Raw genomic sequence first — 18397 nt, forward strand, 5'->3', positions numbered from 1 at the left:
TTATAAACTGATATTTTTAATATAAATGCAAGTTAGATTAATTACATATTTAAGGATGATGACTGAGTTAAAAAAGCTCAAAATATTGTTTTTGTTTTTACTATTTATGGCAACCAACATAAAAGTAAATGCTCAATATGTTTTGCTAAAAGCAGATGAAGAATATAAACTTTTCAATTACAGTACAGCTATCAAACTGTACACAGAAGCTTATCAAAAGAAAGCTAGTTTACATGCAATAGAGCGTTTAGCAGATTGTTATAGGTTTACAAAAGATTACCTGCAAGCAGAAAGTTGGTATGCCTTGTTAACTAAAACTAAAGGTGCCAAACCAGAGGCGTTTTTTTATTATGGCGAAGCATTGCGAAATAACTCTAAATACAGTGAAGCTAAAACTCAATATGAAAAATATGCAGAGCTGAAAAAATCATTAGGCATTAATCAAAAGAACTTATTGCTGTTGTCATGCGATTCGGCTTTGATCTGGATGAAAAATCCAAAACCAATAGTTTTAAATAATGAAAAGGGAGTTAACAGTATTGCAGAAGATTGGGGAAGTGTAATTTATCAAAATTCGATAGTTTTTACATCTGATAGAACAAATGTAAAAGTGGAAGATGAGGTAAAAAAAGGGAAACCATTCTTGAAATTTGATGATCCTAACAAAGCCCCAAGTAAAAAAATATACGCTTGGACTGGGAATAATTATTTAAGATTATATCTTAAAAAAAATGTAGACACAGCAATTCTTTTTCCATTTAATGCAGGTTCTGAATATCATATTGGTGCTGCAAGTTTCACCAAGGACGAAAAGGAGATGTTTTTTACCTTGACACGTATCCCGAATTTGATAGAGCGTGAAAAGGGAATTCCAAAAACTGTGAAAGTAGAAATCTATTCGAGCAAGAAGAAAGATGATGGAACTTGGGGATTACCATCTCCATTTAAATATAATAATGTAAACCTGTATTCTGTTGGTGATCCATACATTAGTAGAGATGGTCAATCTTTATATTTTGTATCTGATATGCCAGGCGGAAAAGGAAAAACAGATATTTATGTTTGTCATAAAAACCAAGTTGGAGAATGGGGGCAGGCAACTTCAATGGAAGACATAAATACCGAAGGTGCAGAAAGAAGTCCATTTTTTGATGATGACAATAATTTTTATTTCTCTACTGATGGAAAAGTAGGTATGGGAGGTTTGGATGTATTTAAGGCTCCAAAAAATGGTAAGGACCTTGGCGCAGCCATTAATATGGGGTATCCATTAAATTCGCCACAAGACGATTTTGCATTTGTATTCAGAAACAAAAAAGAGGGCTTTATTTCATCAGACAGGTTAGGTGGGAGAGGGAGTGATGATATTTACAGTTTTGTTGTTAATCCGAACTTAAATTTTAGGCTTGAAGGTATTGCTTTTAATACCAAAACTGGGTTGCCTTTGTCTGATGTAATTGTTAATCTTAGCAAGGAAGATGGCACCACTTTAAGTGTTCAAACAGATCAAAATGGAAATTATAAATTCGATTTAGAAGAAAATACGCTTTATAATTTAAATGGTGTTAAAACAGGCTATCGCAATGCGCAGCTAAGTCAGGTAAGCAGTGTTGGTCTTAAACAATCTACCGTTCTTAAAAAGAATCTTTATTTAGATATCATTGATTTATTTAAAGAAGTGAGATTGGAAAATATTTACTATGATTTAGATAAAAGTAACATTAGGCCAGATGCTGCAATTGAGTTAGATAAAGTGGCAAGAATATTAAAGGAAAATCCAACAATTTGGATAGAACTAGGTTCGCATACCGATAGTAGGGCAAGTGATGGTTATAACCTAAAATTGTCTCAGGCAAGGGCAGATGCTGCAGTAAGTTACATTATCAATAAAGGCATAGATAGGTATAGGATAAGGGCAAAAGGTTACGGCGAAACTAGATTGCTTAACGATTGTAGTAATGGGAAAGATTGTACAGAAGAGCAACATCAATTGAATAGAAGAACTGAGATAACGGTTATTAAACAGTAAAGAGGGTAAAGGCTTTTATATAAAATTTAGCAGCTGATGAAGCAAAAGCAAAAAGTAATGATAATTGATGATAATCTCATCGACCAAATGATTACTGCACATGTGTTAAAAAAAACGTATGAAAAGGGGGATATCATAGTGATGGAAAGTGCAACAGCGGCGCTTGATTTTTTCAACTCAAATAAAGATGATCTATCAGCGATTCCTTCACTTATTTTATTAGACATAGACATGCCTCTTATGAATGGGTTTGAGTTTTTGGATAGGTTTAATCTGTATCCAGAAATATTAAAAAACGCTTGTAGAATTGTGGTGATTACTGGTTCTGATATACCCGAAGATATTGAACTGATGAAGACCTACCCAAATGTTTCGAAACTAATTTTAAAGCCCTTAAACCACAATGAATTAACTCCAGTAATTTAATGCTCTCTAATACTCTGCTTAAAAGCCTATCGGTAAATGATAGGCTTTTTTAGTATTTATTTAGGGTTTGCACGAGCGTATTATCAAATAAGTGCGGGTTGATTTGTTTTGCCTCCAATAAACAAAGGATTGAATATTTACATTCATTTACTTTATCCTGATCGCCCAAAATTGAATATGCTTTTATCAATATGTAATTGATAAAAACCTTTGCGATTAAGAACTCTTCATTTACTTGCGTTAGACTATTTTTAGCATAACTGATGGCCATATCGTATTCATTTCTCCTCAGGCTTTGCATTGCCAAAACAGTATTAAATAAAATTTTAACATTAAAACTATTGATCTGATTTCTTTGATGATAATAGATTAGTATTTTTTCTAGCTGATCTGGTTTTTTATTTAAAATTGAACTCCTTGAGGTTTCTAAAGCTAATACATGTAGAAGATAAGCATTGTAGATCCTCGATTTCTGAAATAATTCTTTGGTTCCTTTAATCATGTTATTTATGATTTCTATGGCTGTATGAGAATCGTCTTTAAACCAGTAAACCATAATTAATAATAGTCCAGACATTAAATCATTTGGATTGTCTTTAAATTTAAGGTCATGTACAATGTCATTAATTCGATCAAATAAGGGATATTGTATGTCTTCTTTTCCATTAAATTTATCAATCATTATTTCAACAATTTGACTTGGATCAACAAGCATATTGCTGGTAATAGATCTGTGTTTTAATAATTGATTTTTTCTTTCCTTTAGTTTTTCTAAGTTTAAATTAAGACAATCTGAAAATATTAATGCAGATTGATAAAAAACAAAAGTATCTTCACTATCAGCAATTTCGCTAAAAATGTTAAGTATCTTTTGGTAAGATTGGTCTGCGAAATCAAGATAAGGCAAAGCATTTACCATTGCGTTATGCAATTCTGGGCATCTAAATTTATCAATTAAACTTTGGTCAGTACCTATTTTATGTTTAATGTTTTCTGCTAAAAAAGTTATCAAATCATTGTGATGATTACTATCTAATTTTAACCAGAGAATGGATTTAATAATATCAAATTTGTTGTCTTTAATTCCTTCAAAAACAGACCATTGCAACAGTGTATTTTGGTTATGGCCTTTGCACTCGTTCAATATGAAATTAAAATAAGCTTCACTCATTTCATTATCATAAAGTTCCAGTATTTGCTTGAATAAAAAATACTCAAAAACATCATTATGAATAAAATGTATGTACTCGGTTGGAATTTCATCAGCATCATTTACTTGTTCTGTAAGGATACCATCGGACAGTAATTCCATGTATGCATCTCTAAAAATTATTAACTCTTCGAGTAAAAGTTTTTTAGAAATTTTATTCCCCTTTCTGCCATAATCAGTTAGTTTGATGATCTTTTTACAGATTACTGTTTTTTCTACAGAATGATTAGATTGAAATATACTTAACATTAAGTATTTAAGTGTAACCTCATGGAATATCAAGTTGCTACTGTATTCATTTTCTGGATACTCAAGCTTTAATTGATGATAAAAATAGAATTGAAATGGATGCCTTAGTTTTTGGGTATGCTCAGATTCCAAGGATATGGAATTGGAATCGATTTTATTTAAGATTTGCTCTGTTTCTCCTATAGTTAATGGAGGGACGTTTGAATGATCTTTCTTTTTAAAATAACTGCCTGTAAACCATTTGCTAATTATAAAACTAGAGTGGCGAATGCTTTCAAAAAAACGTCTCCATGTATAAGATCTGAAGCTAATTACTAATTTAATAGCAGGACTATCTTCTATATCACAGATAAATTGTACAATCGTATCGAATAATTTTGGCTTTAAACCATGTTTATTTAAAATCTGAATTATGTCGTCTAAGATGATTACTAGTTTATGCCCTGTTTGGCTATGTTGTTCAGTAAAATACTTTATAAGATTTGTTCTAGGAGTTAGGCCCAATAAAACTGCAATATCCTTTGCTAAATCTTGTTTTTCTTGTGATAGATCTAGTATTTTATCGGCATGTAAAAATAAGATAACATCATCTTTAAACTTAGCTTCAGGTCTTAAAAACATGTTTTCTACCAAATGAGACAATAAGATACTTTTACCGTAATCTGCCTGAGAGATAAAAGGAGTGAAGCTAAAATTAGAATGGTAGAAATAGTCAAAATCATGAGTTGCAAATTTTCTTTTTATGGTAAACTCATAAGGGATAGTGCAATTGTCTGCTATTCTTTTTATGGTAGCTTCTGAATAAGATTTTGATTTAATAACGAGGTAATCCCACTCTTCAACTTTAGTTAAAGTAGTCGTTTTAAGCGCCGTTTTAGAAATAGGGTTGTCCTGTTCACTTTCTACAAATGCCAAAAGTGTATTTATGGTATAGGAAGAAAATTGATGTTGAGTAACCGCAAATCCAAACAATCTTTTTATGGTAGTTACACTAATATTTTTATGCAAAGATTTATTAATCTCCAATGCAATATAACTACAGTCAGATGGACTGATGATTTGAATTTTGAGTTTTTGTAAAATTAAATGCCGGAGTTCATTTAATATCAAGTGAGTCATTTTTCTGTAAGTAGTTACCTAATATCACGAAGATAACATTTAACTCAAAAGAAAATATGGCCTACGGCCACTAATAGCATAATGAATAAAATGAACAAAATAAGCCCGTATTGTTTTTTAATGAACAACTCGAATAATACTATTGGCCTATTTGCACCTTAAAATTGTAGTACAATGATCATTAAATCCCTGTCATATGAAATTGATTTCTACCCTGAATCAACGGTCTATTAGATGGACCGCATTTCTCTTGCACCTTTTTTTAATAACGCTAGTCTTTAACGAATCGTATGCGCAAACGAAAATTTATGCAACTACGGCTACGGTTAAATCTGTGCAAGTAGATAATAAAGACAATGCAACTGATGCGACAAATAGTTTCGCTACGGTTAAGTCTTATGGTGGTGCAGCTTTCGGTATTGGAAAGTATAGTGGAGAGTTGGAACTTGTTTTTCCTGCAGCTGTACCTGCCAACACAACAACCTTTGTGCGCATTGGCTTTGACCCCGACGTTTTAAATGCACTACTTGGAGGTAATCTTGGCGGACTGTTGGCTGATGTGGTTGGTGGAGTGGTTTTAGGAAATCATGCTTTTGAAGCTGGCGCTAGAAATGGAGGGACAACAATTGTTTCTGGAACTAGTTCAAATTCTTTTAGTAATGCCAATTTACGTATTGTTAAAGATGCTGCTGGGTTATTTTATGTAGCTATTACACCAAATCAAATATATGATAGAGTTTATATAAAAGACATTACTGATGCACTGTTGTTAGGTTCTACTAACCAAACTTTAGTTTATAATGCATTTTATACTTCTGGAATTGATCCGTGTGCAAATGCTTTTGCAACTGGTTTCGAAGGTAATGGTTTAACCGTTGATGTATTAGGGTTAGGAAAAGCAGGAGTTACCAATCCAGAAAGAGCAATTGATGCTGATCAAACCAACTTTTCTGAAATTAGTTTGGGCGCTTTAGGTGTTGCAGGTTCAATTAGTCAGAATATTTATTTCTCTACACTTTCAAATCCTGGCGATGAGTTTAGTGTACGTTTACGTGTTAACCCTGCTTTAGTTAGTGCAGGTTTGTTAAACAATACAACAATTACTGCATATAATGGAAACACACAGGTGTTTTCTCAAAATTTAAATTCCTTACTTACACTAGATTTACTTGGATTGTTAAATTCTGGGCAGGCAACAAGCGTACCTTTTGTACCAGGAGCACAATTCAATCGAGTTCAAATTACCCTTAACTCGCTCTTGAATGTCGGTCTTACACAAACTGTAGATTTATATAGTGTAGTAAGCTCTGCACCACGACCAACGTTTGTAGCACCACTGTCTAACGCAATTAATGTTTGTTATAATAATTCAGCAAATCTAGGCGCTACTACAGCATCAACTAATGAGTTGCGTTGGTATGATGTGTCGCTTGGAGGAACAGTTTTAGCAACTACAGCATATAACGGAACTTATGTAACACCAAACCTAACTACTACTAAAACTTATTATGTAGCTGCTAGAAGAATTGGATGTACTTCAGAATCAATTAGGGTACCTATTACTGTAACTGTAAATCCTCAAATGGTTTTGGTTACTACAACCTTATCAAATGCAACCGTAGGTTCTGCCTACTCTAAACAAATTACAGCCGCAACAGGTGGTACACCAACCTATACTTATGCGTTGGCAGCTGGGAGCACATTGCCAACTGGTTTAGTGCTGTCATCTAGCGGACAAATTGGTGGTACACCAACAACAGCTGGAGATTATAATTTCAATATTACTGCTACAGATTCAAAAAACTGTACGGTAACAACGGCTTATACTTTAAAAGTAACACCTACCTTGGTTCTTGCTCCTGCAACATTACCAAATGGAACTGTTGGAACTTTATATCCAACACAGGTGATACCAGCAGCAACAGGAGGTAGCACACCCTACACTTATGTGGCTACAAATCTTCCTCCAGGCTTATCATTTAATCCAGCTACAAGAGAAATTACTGGCACACCAACAACCTCAGGTCCTTATGTTGTTAATGTAGTGGCAACAGATGCTGATGGAAATCAGGCAAGTAATAATTACACTATTGTAGTTAAAGACCCATTGGTATTGCCTACATCGCCTTTGGCCGATGGAACTGTAGGGATAACTTATGCAACCCAAACTATACTGCCGGCAACTGGTGGTACTGGTCCTTACACCTATAGTGCATTAAACCTCCCTCCAGGATTGTCATTTAATCCAGCTACAAGAGAGATTACAGGTACGCCTACTACCGCAGGAACTTATGCTATTCCTGTAACGGTTACGGATTCAGAAGGTAGAACAACCACTTCTAATTACTCAATTAGAGTTAAGGATCCATTGACTTTGGCTAATCAAACCTTGCCAGACGGAAATGTAAGTGTTGCTTATCCAACTCAAACTTTACCAGCCGCGAACGGCGGTGTTGGCCCTTATACCTATGCTGCAATTAATCTTCCTCCGGGATTAAACTTTAATCCTGCAACAAGACAAATTACAGGTACACCAACTCAGTCTGGAAATTATACCATTACAATGACGGCAACTGATGCAGAATCTAATACCATCAGTAATACTTATGCATTAAAGGTAATTGGTGCACTTTCTTTACCAACAGCAACCTTACCAAACGGAACTGTGGGTGTCCCATATCCAACTCAAACTTTACCAGCGGTTACTGGTGGTACAGCTCCATATACTTATGTAGCAACCAACTTGCCTCCTGGGTTAAGTTTTAATACCATAACTAGAGAAATTACTGGCACACCAACAACAGGTGGTGTTTATACTGTTTCATTGAAAGCAACCGATGCAAATGGAAATGTAGTAAATACAGATTATAGCATAACAGTAGGTGTTACTGCTCCGGTTGTTGCAAACGCAACTATTTGTAGTGGAACAACTGCAACACTAACCGTTAGTAACTTGCAAGCTGGCGTTACCTATAACTGGTATGGCCCAACAGGAAATACGCCTTTAACTACTGGAAATAATGGAACATTTATGACTCCAATTGTAAATGCAACCACTACTTTTTATGTAGAAGCGGTATCTGGAACTGCAGTTAGTACACGTACAGCTGTAACGGTTAATATCAATCCAGCGCCAAATGCACCAGTAATTACTACAAATAATCAAGTAATTAATAGCGGACAAAGTACTGTTGTTCAGGCTACGGCAAACGCAGGAGAAACCATTAATTGGTATGCAAATGCAGCAGGTGGTGCTAGTTTAGCTACTGGTCCGAGTTTTACCACGCCTAACCTTACCACTACTACAACTTATTATGCAGAAACTGTAAACGGAACAGGTTGTGTGAGTGCAAGTAGAGCACCAGTAACCATTACTGTATTAAGCGGACCATCAAATCCTAATTGTAATGCAGCAAATAGCCAAAACAGTGGTATTACAGGTATTTGCCTTTTATGTAGCATCAGCGGTGCTGGAAACTCTACAGACGCTAACTTGACCAACTTTACTAGAATTACATTAGCAGTAGGGGTTGGCGCACAAGGTTATCAACGTTTAATATTCCCATCAACAGGTGTTGCAACTGATAGTATTCGCTTAGATTTAGCAACACCTACAGGCTTGTTAGATTTGTCGGTTTTAGGTGGAGTAACGGTTACTGTAATGAATGGCGGGTCTGTAGTAAATACCTACCAGTTAAATTCGGCATTAATTGATTTAAAATTATTGGGTGGAAATCGCTTTAAAGCAACATTCTTGGCAGGTGGTGTATACGATAGGGTAGAAGTTAGATTCAGCGCAACTGTTGCTGCCTTATCTAGTTTAGATATTTATGGTGCAGAGATTATTTATCCTAAACCAACTGTAGCATCTACAGGTTTAACAATTTGCTCTGGCAGCACTGCTAGTTTATCAGCTACTCCAAACGGAGGGACAACATTAACTTGGTACAGTGATGCAGTTGGTGGTAGCGTTTTAGCTAACGGAAATACTTATACAACCCCAGCGTTAACAACTACCACTACTTATTATATTCAAGTTAGCAAAGCTGGATGCGCAAATGCAGAAAGAGTACCTGTAACGGTTACCGTAACACCTGTTTTAACAGTGCCGGTTGTGGCAGCGGTTCCTTCAACTTGTGAGGGCTCTACTCGTACTTTAACAGTTACAAGCCCAAATTCTGCAGTTACTTATAATTGGTTTGAAACTGCAGTTGGTGGGCCGTCAATTTTTACAGGTACCTCATTTACTACACCAGCTTTAACAGCTAATAAAACTTATTATGTAGAAGCATCACAAGCAGGATGTTTAAGTCCTAGTCGTGCAGCGGTTAGCATCACAGTTACGCCTCGCCCTGCGGCACCTCAAGTACAATCATCATCTTCTACTGTAAGTCCAGGTCAAACTGCAGTATTAACAGCAAGCTCTGCGGATGCAAATGTGAATTTCAACTGGTATACAACGGCTAATGGAACAACACCTTTTTATACAGGTTCTACTTTTGTAACACCTCCTTTAAATAGCACAACATCATACTATGTTGAAAGCTTTAATACCATTACCGGATGTACTTCTGCTACAAGAATTCAAGTTACGGTTACCGTAGATGGTAGCACACCTGTAAATCCTGTGCCTTGCGAAGGTGCTGTTTCACAAACAAATGGTGTTACTGGTGTACTTGCAATATTAGCAGGAGTTTCAAATCCAACTTTAGCAATTGATAATGATACTCAAACAGGTTCTACTTTAGTTATTCCAGTAGGATTAGCAGCTTCTGTTTACCAAAGGCTTACTTTCCCTACAGCCTCAAATGTTGGTGATACCATTCGTGTTTTAATCAATTCGCCAAGTAAATTATTATCAGCTTCTGTATTGGGAAGCCTTCAACTTACCACCTTTAATGCTGGTGTAAGTAATAACGATGCATTATTCTCCAACAATCCGTTAGTTAACTTAACTCTTTTAAGTGGTAACACACAAGCATTATTAACTATTGTTCCAACTTCTGTTTTCGACCAAGTAGAAGTAAGACTAAACTCAGGTTTGGTTGGGGCATTAACATCTTTAAATATCAATTATGCACAACACGTAATTGCTAAACCTGAAGTGGTTGCTGCAAACGTAACAACTTGTGTTGGTCAAACGGCTGTATTAACAGTTAATAATCCTAAAGCAGGTTTAACCTATAAATGGTATGATGCAGCTGGAGTTTACCAAGCAGGTAAAGACGGAATAAGTTTTACTACCCCTGCAATTACAGCAGATACTAAATATTTTGTAGCAGCTAGCAATGGTTCTGGTTGCGTAGGTGCAAGAACGGTGGTTAATATTACAGCTGCTCCGCAACCAACTGTACCTGTATTGGTTTTTGCTAATGTAAATACCTGTGCTGGAAACAACGTATTATTAGAAGTTAAAAACCCTGTTCCAAGTACAACTTACAAATGGTACAATGCTGGTGGAACATATCAAGCAGGAATGGATGGAACAAGTTTCACTATTCCAGTAGTTTTAGTTAACACAACTTATTCGGTAGAAGCGGTTAATAGCTGCGGAACTTCTGCTAGAGCAACGGCTACTATTACGGTTGGTTCTGTGGATGTGCCAATTGTAACGCCTGCAGCAGTTACTGTAAGTGAAGGCTCTCCTGCAGTGCTTACTGCAAGTTCAAGTACTTCAGGTGCTATATTTAATTGGTATGCAAGCGCAGGATCTGTAGCAATTTTACATACTGGTGCTACTTATGTAACACCACCTTTAACCATTACCACTACTTATTTTGTAGAAGCAGTTGTTCCAGGACCGTGTCCAGCTTCTGCTCGTGCTTCGGTTACAATTACTGTTACTCCTAATGGCACGCCAGTTACTACACCTTGTGGTGCGGCAACTGTAGCATTGGCTGATGGAGTTACTGGTGTAGCTTTATTTGCTGGGGTTTCAAATCCTAATTTAGCGATTGATAATAACACACAAACTGGTTCAAGTTTATTAATGCCGGTTGGTGCGCTTGGTGCATCAGTGTTCCAAAGAGTTGGTTTTGCAGGTGGATTATCTCACGTAGGTGATACTTTGAGAGTTAAAATATCTTCACCAGGAAAACTGTTATCATTATCGGTACTTCCAAGTTTAAGTGTAACAACCTACAATGGCGCTACCAGCAATGCTGATGCAATGGTAGTTAACAATCCATTAATTAATTTAGAATTACTAAGTGATGGAAGTGCTATTATTTTAACTTATGTACCTACCTTACCATTTGATGGGGTAGAAGTAAGATTAAACTCTGGTTTAATTGGCGCATTAACATCAGTAAATTTTGATTATGCACAGCGCATAAATGTTGCACCTAAAGTTACTGCAGCAAGTGCAAGTACTTGTCAGGGAACTTCAGCAATGTTAAGTGTATTAAATCCTCAAGCAGGGGTAACTTATAAATGGTATTTAGAAAATACTTACCAAGCTGATGTCGTAACATTTAATACACCAACATCACTTGTTGCTGGAACTTATAATTTTTATGTAAAAGCATTTGCTTATGGTTGCGAAAGTGCACCAACAAAAGTTGTGGTTACCGTTATTGCTCCACCAGCTCCACCCGTGGCACTTGCAGGAAATCCAGCAAGAGCTTGTTTAGGTTCGCCAGTTACATTAGGTGTACAACCTGTAGCAGGTATTACCTTCAATTGGTATGATGTTAATGGAAATGTATTGGTTCTTAATAATACTAATTATACTACACCTGCAAATTTGGTGGCAGGAACTTATGATTTTTATGTTGAGGCCGTAAATGGAAGCAGCTGTGCAAATGCTACTCGTACAAAAATTACGATTATCATTAACCCTTCATCAACAGCTGCAGATATTCAAGTTAGCGGTACGGTAGCAGTTTGTGGTTCATCAACAACAATATTAACCGCAAGTAGCTTAACAGTAACCAGCCCAGTATTTACTTGGTATAGAAATGCAGCATTAACAGATGTAGCTTTCACTGGTGCTGTGTTTACTACACCTGCTCTTTCTGCAACAACAACCTATTATGTAACAGTTAGTGGTACAAACAAATGTGCAAATGCAGTTGCTGATGCTAAAGTGGTTACTATAACTATTAACCCACCAGCAACAGCTGCAGATATCAATCTAGCAGGTGTAAGTACTATCTGTGCTGGTTCAGCGGTAAGCTTAACAGCGAGTACAACAACCGTTACTAATCCAGTATTTACTTGGTATAGAAACGCTGCCTTAACAGATGTAGCATTCACTGGAACCACTTTTGTTACTCCAGTGCTAAATGCAAGCACTACTTATTACGTAACAGTAAAAGGGGATAATAAATGTGAGAATACTGCTGGAAACGCACAAGCGATAACCATAACGGTTAATCCATTGGCTTCAGCCTCAGATATAGTAATTAGTGGCAACGCAACTATATGTAGTGGTTCAAACACTACGTTAAACGCTAGCTCTACAACAGTAACCAATCCTGTATTTACTTGGTACAACGATGCTAGCTTAACTTCTGTAGCCTTTGTTGGCGCTGTTTATGCAACACCAACTTTAACTGCAGACAAAACTTACTACGTTACTATTAAAGGCGATAATAAATGCGAAAGTACACCTGCAAATGCTAAGTTGGTAACCATTACTGTTAAAGGTTATGCAACAGCTGCAGATATCACTTTAGTAAATTCAACAATATGCGCTGGTAACTCAACTACATTAATGGCATCAAGCTTTACCGTAACTAACCCAGTATTTACTTGGTATAGTGATGCTTCATTAACTGTGGTTGCCTATGTTGGTCCAACATATGTAGTACCACCTCTAAATACTACTACTAATTTCTATGTAACTGTAAAAGGTACAAACAAATGCGAAAATATACCTGCAAATGCGAAAGTAGTAACCGTAACTGTAAATGCTTTGGCGGGGATGACAGACATTATAGTAAACGGCAATGCTACCGCATGCGCAGGTTCTCCAGCAATTTTAACAGCAACAAGTCCAACGGTAACCAATCCGGTGTTTACTTGGTATGCTGATGCGGCTTTAACTAATCTAATTTACATTGGGCCAACATTTACAAGCCAACCTTTATTTGTAAATACTAATTTCTATGTAACAGTTAAAGGCGATAACAAATGTGAAAATGCACCTGCAAATGCGAAGGTCATTTCAATATCTGTTAAACCTGTTGCAACTTCGGCAGATATAACTGTTAGTAATGCAACGGTTTGCGAAGGAACAGCTACTACATTGGTTGCAAGTACAACAACAGTTACAAATCCGGTATTTACTTGGTATAGTGATGCATCCTTAACAACAAGTGTTTTTGTTGGTGCTTCATTTACCACACCAAACTTAACTGCAACTAAAACTTATTATGTAACAGTAAGTGGCGATAACAGATGTGCAAATACTTCATCAACTGCTAAAAATGTAACGGTTACAGTAAATATGGGAGCAATAGCTGCTGATATTAACTTAACTACACCAACGGTAGTATGTGGTTCTGGTAGTGTAAACATTAGTGCAAGTAGTGTAACGGTAACTAATCCAGTATTTACCTGGTATAGCGATGCTTCATTAACCACTGCAGTTTTTGTTGGACCAAGCTTTACAACTCCTTCACTTAGTGTTACCACTACTTATTACGTAACCGTAAAAGGAACTAATAAATGTGAAAATACTGCCGCTAATGCTAAGCCAGTAACAATTATAGTTAAACCAATCGCAACAGCATCAGATTTATCAGTTAATGGTACCATATCAATATGCGAAGGCAATACAACAACACTTACAGCAAGTACAACTACAGTAACTAATCCAGTTTATACTTGGTATAGTAATTCTACCTTAACTAATGTTGTTTTTGTTGGATCTGTTTACACAACTGCTGTTCTAAATGCAACCACTACTTATTATGTAACTATAAAAGGAGATAATAGGTGTGAAAATGCAGCTGGTAATGCGAAAGTTGTTGTAGTAACTGTAAATGCAAAACCAATTAACCCTGTTGTTGCAAATACCGGTAGAGACATTTGCGCTGGAAGTAGCACTACATTAACGGTAGAAAATGCTCAGACTGGTGTTACTTACGAATGGTATAATGCAGCTACAAATGGAACGCTTTTATTTACTGGTGCTACCTACGTAACTCCAGTTTTAAATACAAGTACAACCTATTATGTTCAAGCAATAAGTGCTGCTGGTTGTGCAAACGCTAGCGGAAGAGTATTGGTAACTGTAAATGTTACGCAAAGACCAACTGCACCTACCGTAACCTCAAATAATGTTAATGTTTGTATCGGTAATACAACGATATTAAGTGTAAGCAACCCACAAAGTGGAGTTAATTATACTTGGTATACGTTAGCTAATGGTGGAACATCAGTAGGAACTGGTACTAATTTTACAACACCAGTTATTACTGCTAATGTGACTTATTATGTAGAAGCTGCTGCTGGTTCTTGTCAATCAACTGCAAGAACATCAGTAACCATCAATGCGATGCCAATACCTTTGGCACCAGCATCGATTTCTGCAACCAATAATCCAATTTGTTCTGGTAGTACTGCTACGTTAAATGTAAATAGTCCAGACGCAAACTTGATTTACAGATGGTACGCTAGCAGTTCAGGAGGTACATCATTATTTGAAGGTAATTCATTTACTACACCAATATTGGCTGCCACTACTACTTATTATGTAGAAAGTGTTTCAAAAACAGGTGGCTGTCCAAGTAACACCAGAACTTCTATTACTGTTAATGTGTTGCCTGTATTAGCAGCACCTGTGGTTACTGCACAATCTAAAACTGCAAATAGTGTAACGTTTGCTTGGGGTGCTGTTACTGGTGCAACTGCGTATGAGGTATCGATAAATAACGGGGCAACTTGGATAGTGCCATCTTCTGGAGCAAATGGAACAATTCATGTGGTTACAGGTTTACAACCAGGTCAAAGTGTAACGATCGTTGTAAGAGCAAAAGGTAGTTTAGATTGCCAAACAAGTGCAAATTCTACTCCAGTAACTGGAACGGCAGACAATCCTTTTAGTAACGAATTATATGTGCCAAATACGTTTACGCCAAATGGGGATGGTAAAAATGACATTTTCTATGCTTACGGAAATCTGGTGTCTAAATTTAAGATGAGGATTTACAACCAGTGGGGAGAATTCTTATACGAATCCTTGTCAATTAATAACGGATGGGATGGAAGGTACAGAGGCAATCTACAACCAAATGGTGTGTATGTGTATAATATCGATGTAACCTTTAACGATGGTACAACCAAAACGTTTAAAGGCACTGTAACCTTATTAAGATAATGTCTAACCTAAAAATAAAAAAAATGAAATACTTTAAAATATTTATGTTGGCATTAGGACTAAGTCTTTGTGCTAAAGAATCAATCGCTCAAATAGATCCACATTTCTCTCAATATTATGCTAACCCATTATGGTTAAATCCAGCACTAACAGGTGTAACAGATGGTGATTATAGGGTTAACGTAAATGCAAAACAACAATGGGCAAATGTGGGTAAGGGCTATTTAACAGGGGGTGCATCATTCGATATGGCGCCCACTAAGAACCTTGCTTTAGGGGCAATGATTATTAATCAACGTGCAGGCGATATTGGTTACAATCAATTAAATGCAGTAGTATCAGGAGCTTATAGAATACGTTTCGGCAGGGAAGGAGACCAAATTGTAAACTTCGGATTGCAAGCTGGTGTAATTAACAAAAGTTTTGATCCTTCTAAAATCACACTTGGAAGTCAGTATAATCCAATTTTAGGATACGATCCAAGTATGGGGATGAATGAAGATATCTCGTCATCTGGATATTTATCTCCAGACGTAAACTTTGGAGTAATGTATTTTGATGGAAGAGGTAATACAAAAGTGAACTCTTTCATTGGTGCTAGTGTTTCTCACCTTACTAGGCCAAAAGATAAATTTGTAGGTGGCGATTCTCGTTTGCCAATGCGTTTTACTGGCCACGGTGGGGCTAGGGTAAAAGTAAATTACATGCTAGATATCACACCGAACTTCATTTACCTTAAACAGGGTGACGCACAAGAAGTAGCTGGTGGTGCTTATGCTCAATTAATGTTAAGCACAGAATCTGACTTGCTTTTTGGTGCAAATTACAGGCTGGAAGATTCGGCCATTGCTTTTGTAGGCTTACATCATAAAAGTATGGTTTTTGGTGTGAGTTATGACTTTAATACATCGCAATTGAATCGAGCAACTGGTAGTAAAGGTGGTTTAGAATTATCAATTTCCTTTACTAGTAGAAAAGGTATTGTTGGTCCAAGTTTTTACTGTCCTAGACTTTAATCCCCATAGATATGCGTTACTTAAAAACAATTTTCATCCTCCTCTTAAGCTTTTCATTTGCAAAAGCGCAATTTGTTTCAGCTGATAGTAAAAGAGTAGCAGACGTTTATTTTTTAAACAAAGAATATTATGCTGCGGCAGAATATTATAAAAAAGCATTACAAATATCTCCAGATAGCCTTGGTTTTGTTGTTCCTTATGGATTTGAGAAAAAGGTATTAGAAGAAAGTCCCAAAAAGGAAGACTATGAATATGCAGTATTTCAATTGGCTACTTCATTAAGGTTATATAAGAATTTTCAAGATGCAGAAAAGTGGTATGCCATAGCTAATAACTTTACCAATTCGAAATATGCTTTAAGTGGCTTTTGGTATGGAGATTGTCTTCGCTCGAACTTAAGATTCGAAGAAGCAATTATGGCTTATGAGATTTTTATTAAAAAATATCCTATAAATGATAGTTACAAAGAAAAAGCGATAGCCGAAATTGAATCTTGTAAGTTCGCTTTAAATGAAATCAAATATCCTCGGTTATATAAATTAGCTAAATTACCAGCAAACGTAAACCTTTCTGGCTCTAATTATGCAACTGCTTTATTAAACAACACTTTTTACTTTACTTCATCTAGACCAAAAATGGTTGCTGGAAAAAATGAAGTTTTAGCTGGCGTTAATGAAAATAAAGTTGTTAAAAAAGCAACACCTTACATTAATGCCATTTATACTGCACAGGTAAATACAGATACTGCAAAGGTTAATGTAAGTAAAGTTGCCGTTAATGCCAGAGAAATGGAGGTTGCTGCTCCTGCATTACATCCAAATGGAAATGCCATGTATTTCACGGCATGGACTAATAAGGATGAAAAAATCAGAAGCATTTATATTTCACGTAAAAGTGCTACAGGAGAGTGGTCAGACCCAATTTCATTAGGAGGGGAAATCAATGTCAATGGTTATAATTCCATGCAACCTTATGTAACTAAGGATGGGAAATACTTTGTTTTTTCGTCAGATAGGCCAGGTGGTTCTGGTAAGTACGATTTATGGTATGCATTAGTGAGACCAGATGGTACCACAGGCAACGCAATGAATTTAGGCGAGAAAATAAACTCAAAGGGTGATGATCAAGCGCCATATTTTAATCCTAAGACTAAAAAACTAATGTTTAGTACCAATGGAAGAGTAGGTATGGGTGGTTTTGATTTTTATGAAGCCCAAGGAGATTTTACCAATTGGACCGCTCCGAAAAATTTAGGATATCCATTTAACTCTGCTAAGGATGATTTATACTTTACATCGTTAGATGATCAAGACAATGAAGGTTATGTAAGTTCTGATAGGGAATCAGTGTGTTGTTTAGAAATTTTCCATGTTAAAAAAGATATACTAACAGTAAGTGGAAAGCTGATAGATTGCGAAAGTAAAAAACCATTGGAAGGTGCTAAAGTAGTTTTAACTAGCGATGACCTTGGCGAAATGACCACCACTACTGATGCAAACGGAAATTATAGTTTCGGCATTACTTCAAATAGAGGTTTTCATCTTAATGCTACTAAACGTTTGTATTTTGCTAAAAACTTAAACTATAGCTTACAGCAGTTGGTAGCTATAGATACTTTAAAAGGAGAATTATGCTTAGATAAAATACCAGAGAAACCTATTGTTTTAAAGAACATTTTATATGAGTTTGACAGTGCAGAACTAACCGATTCATCTAAGGTTAACCTAAATCATTTATACGATATTATGGTTGAGAACAAAGACATAGAGATTGAATTGGGTGCTCATACTGATAATATCGGTACAGCCGAATATAATTTAGATTTGTCTCAGCGCAGGGCAAAATCTTGTGTGGATTATTTGATAAGTAAAGGTATTGCGCCAGAAAGAATGACTAGTAAGGGTTATGGATTTGATGTTCCTATTGCTCCAAATCAATTAGCAAAAGGTAAGGATAATCCCGAAGGAAGAGCGTTAAATAGACGAACAGAATTTAAGGTTACCAAAAAATAGTTGATTTAG

At 36.1% G+C, this 18397-nt stretch carries 6 protein-coding genes; 5 read left to right on the plus strand and 1 reads right to left on the minus strand.

The window, feature by feature from the left end:
• Nucleotides 1-106 precede the first annotated feature (106 nt).
• A complete protein-coding gene (locus R2Q59_RS03950) occupies nt 107-2029 on the plus strand; it encodes an OmpA family protein (RefSeq protein WP_316783843.1) in 1923 nt (640 codons plus the stop codon).
• Nucleotides 2030-2065: 36 nt separating this feature from the next.
• A complete protein-coding gene (locus R2Q59_RS03955; RefSeq protein ID WP_316783845.1) occupies nt 2066-2455 on the plus strand; it encodes a two-component system response regulator in 390 nt (129 codons plus the stop codon).
• Nucleotides 2456-2504: 49 nt separating this feature from the next.
• On the opposite strand, the gene R2Q59_RS03960 is transcribed toward R2Q59_RS03955, so the two are convergent.
• Nucleotides 2505-5033: a hypothetical protein gene (locus R2Q59_RS03960; protein WP_316783847.1), complete on the minus strand. Its 2529-nt coding sequence runs from the start codon at nt 5031-5033 to the stop codon at nt 2505-2507.
• A gap of 196 nt (nt 5034-5229) precedes the next feature.
• On the opposite strand from R2Q59_RS03960, the gene R2Q59_RS03965 reads away from it, so the two are divergent.
• Genes R2Q59_RS03965 through R2Q59_RS03975 form a run of 3 tightly spaced genes read left to right on the plus strand, consistent with a single transcriptional unit; the run spans nt 5230 to nt 18388 of the window.
• Nucleotides 5230-15360 (plus strand): putative Ig domain-containing protein, encoded by a 10131-nt coding sequence (locus tag R2Q59_RS03965; protein ID WP_316783849.1) that lies wholly within the window; start codon nt 5230-5232, stop codon nt 15358-15360.
• A gap of 23 nt (nt 15361-15383) precedes the next feature.
• Nucleotides 15384-16376 (plus strand): PorP/SprF family type IX secretion system membrane protein, encoded by a 993-nt coding sequence (locus R2Q59_RS03970; RefSeq protein ID WP_316783851.1) that lies wholly within the window; start codon nt 15384-15386, stop codon nt 16374-16376.
• Nucleotides 16377-16387: 11 nt separating this feature from the next.
• Complete coding sequence (locus R2Q59_RS03975) at nt 16388-18388, plus strand: OmpA family protein (RefSeq protein ID WP_316783853.1); 2001 nt, start codon at nt 16388-16390, stop codon at nt 18386-18388.
• Nucleotides 18389-18397 lie beyond the last annotated feature (9 nt).

This window comes from Pedobacter frigiditerrae (genome assembly GCF_032678705.1).
Taxonomy (GTDB): domain Bacteria; phylum Bacteroidota; class Bacteroidia; order Sphingobacteriales; family Sphingobacteriaceae; genus Pedobacter; species Pedobacter frigiditerrae_A.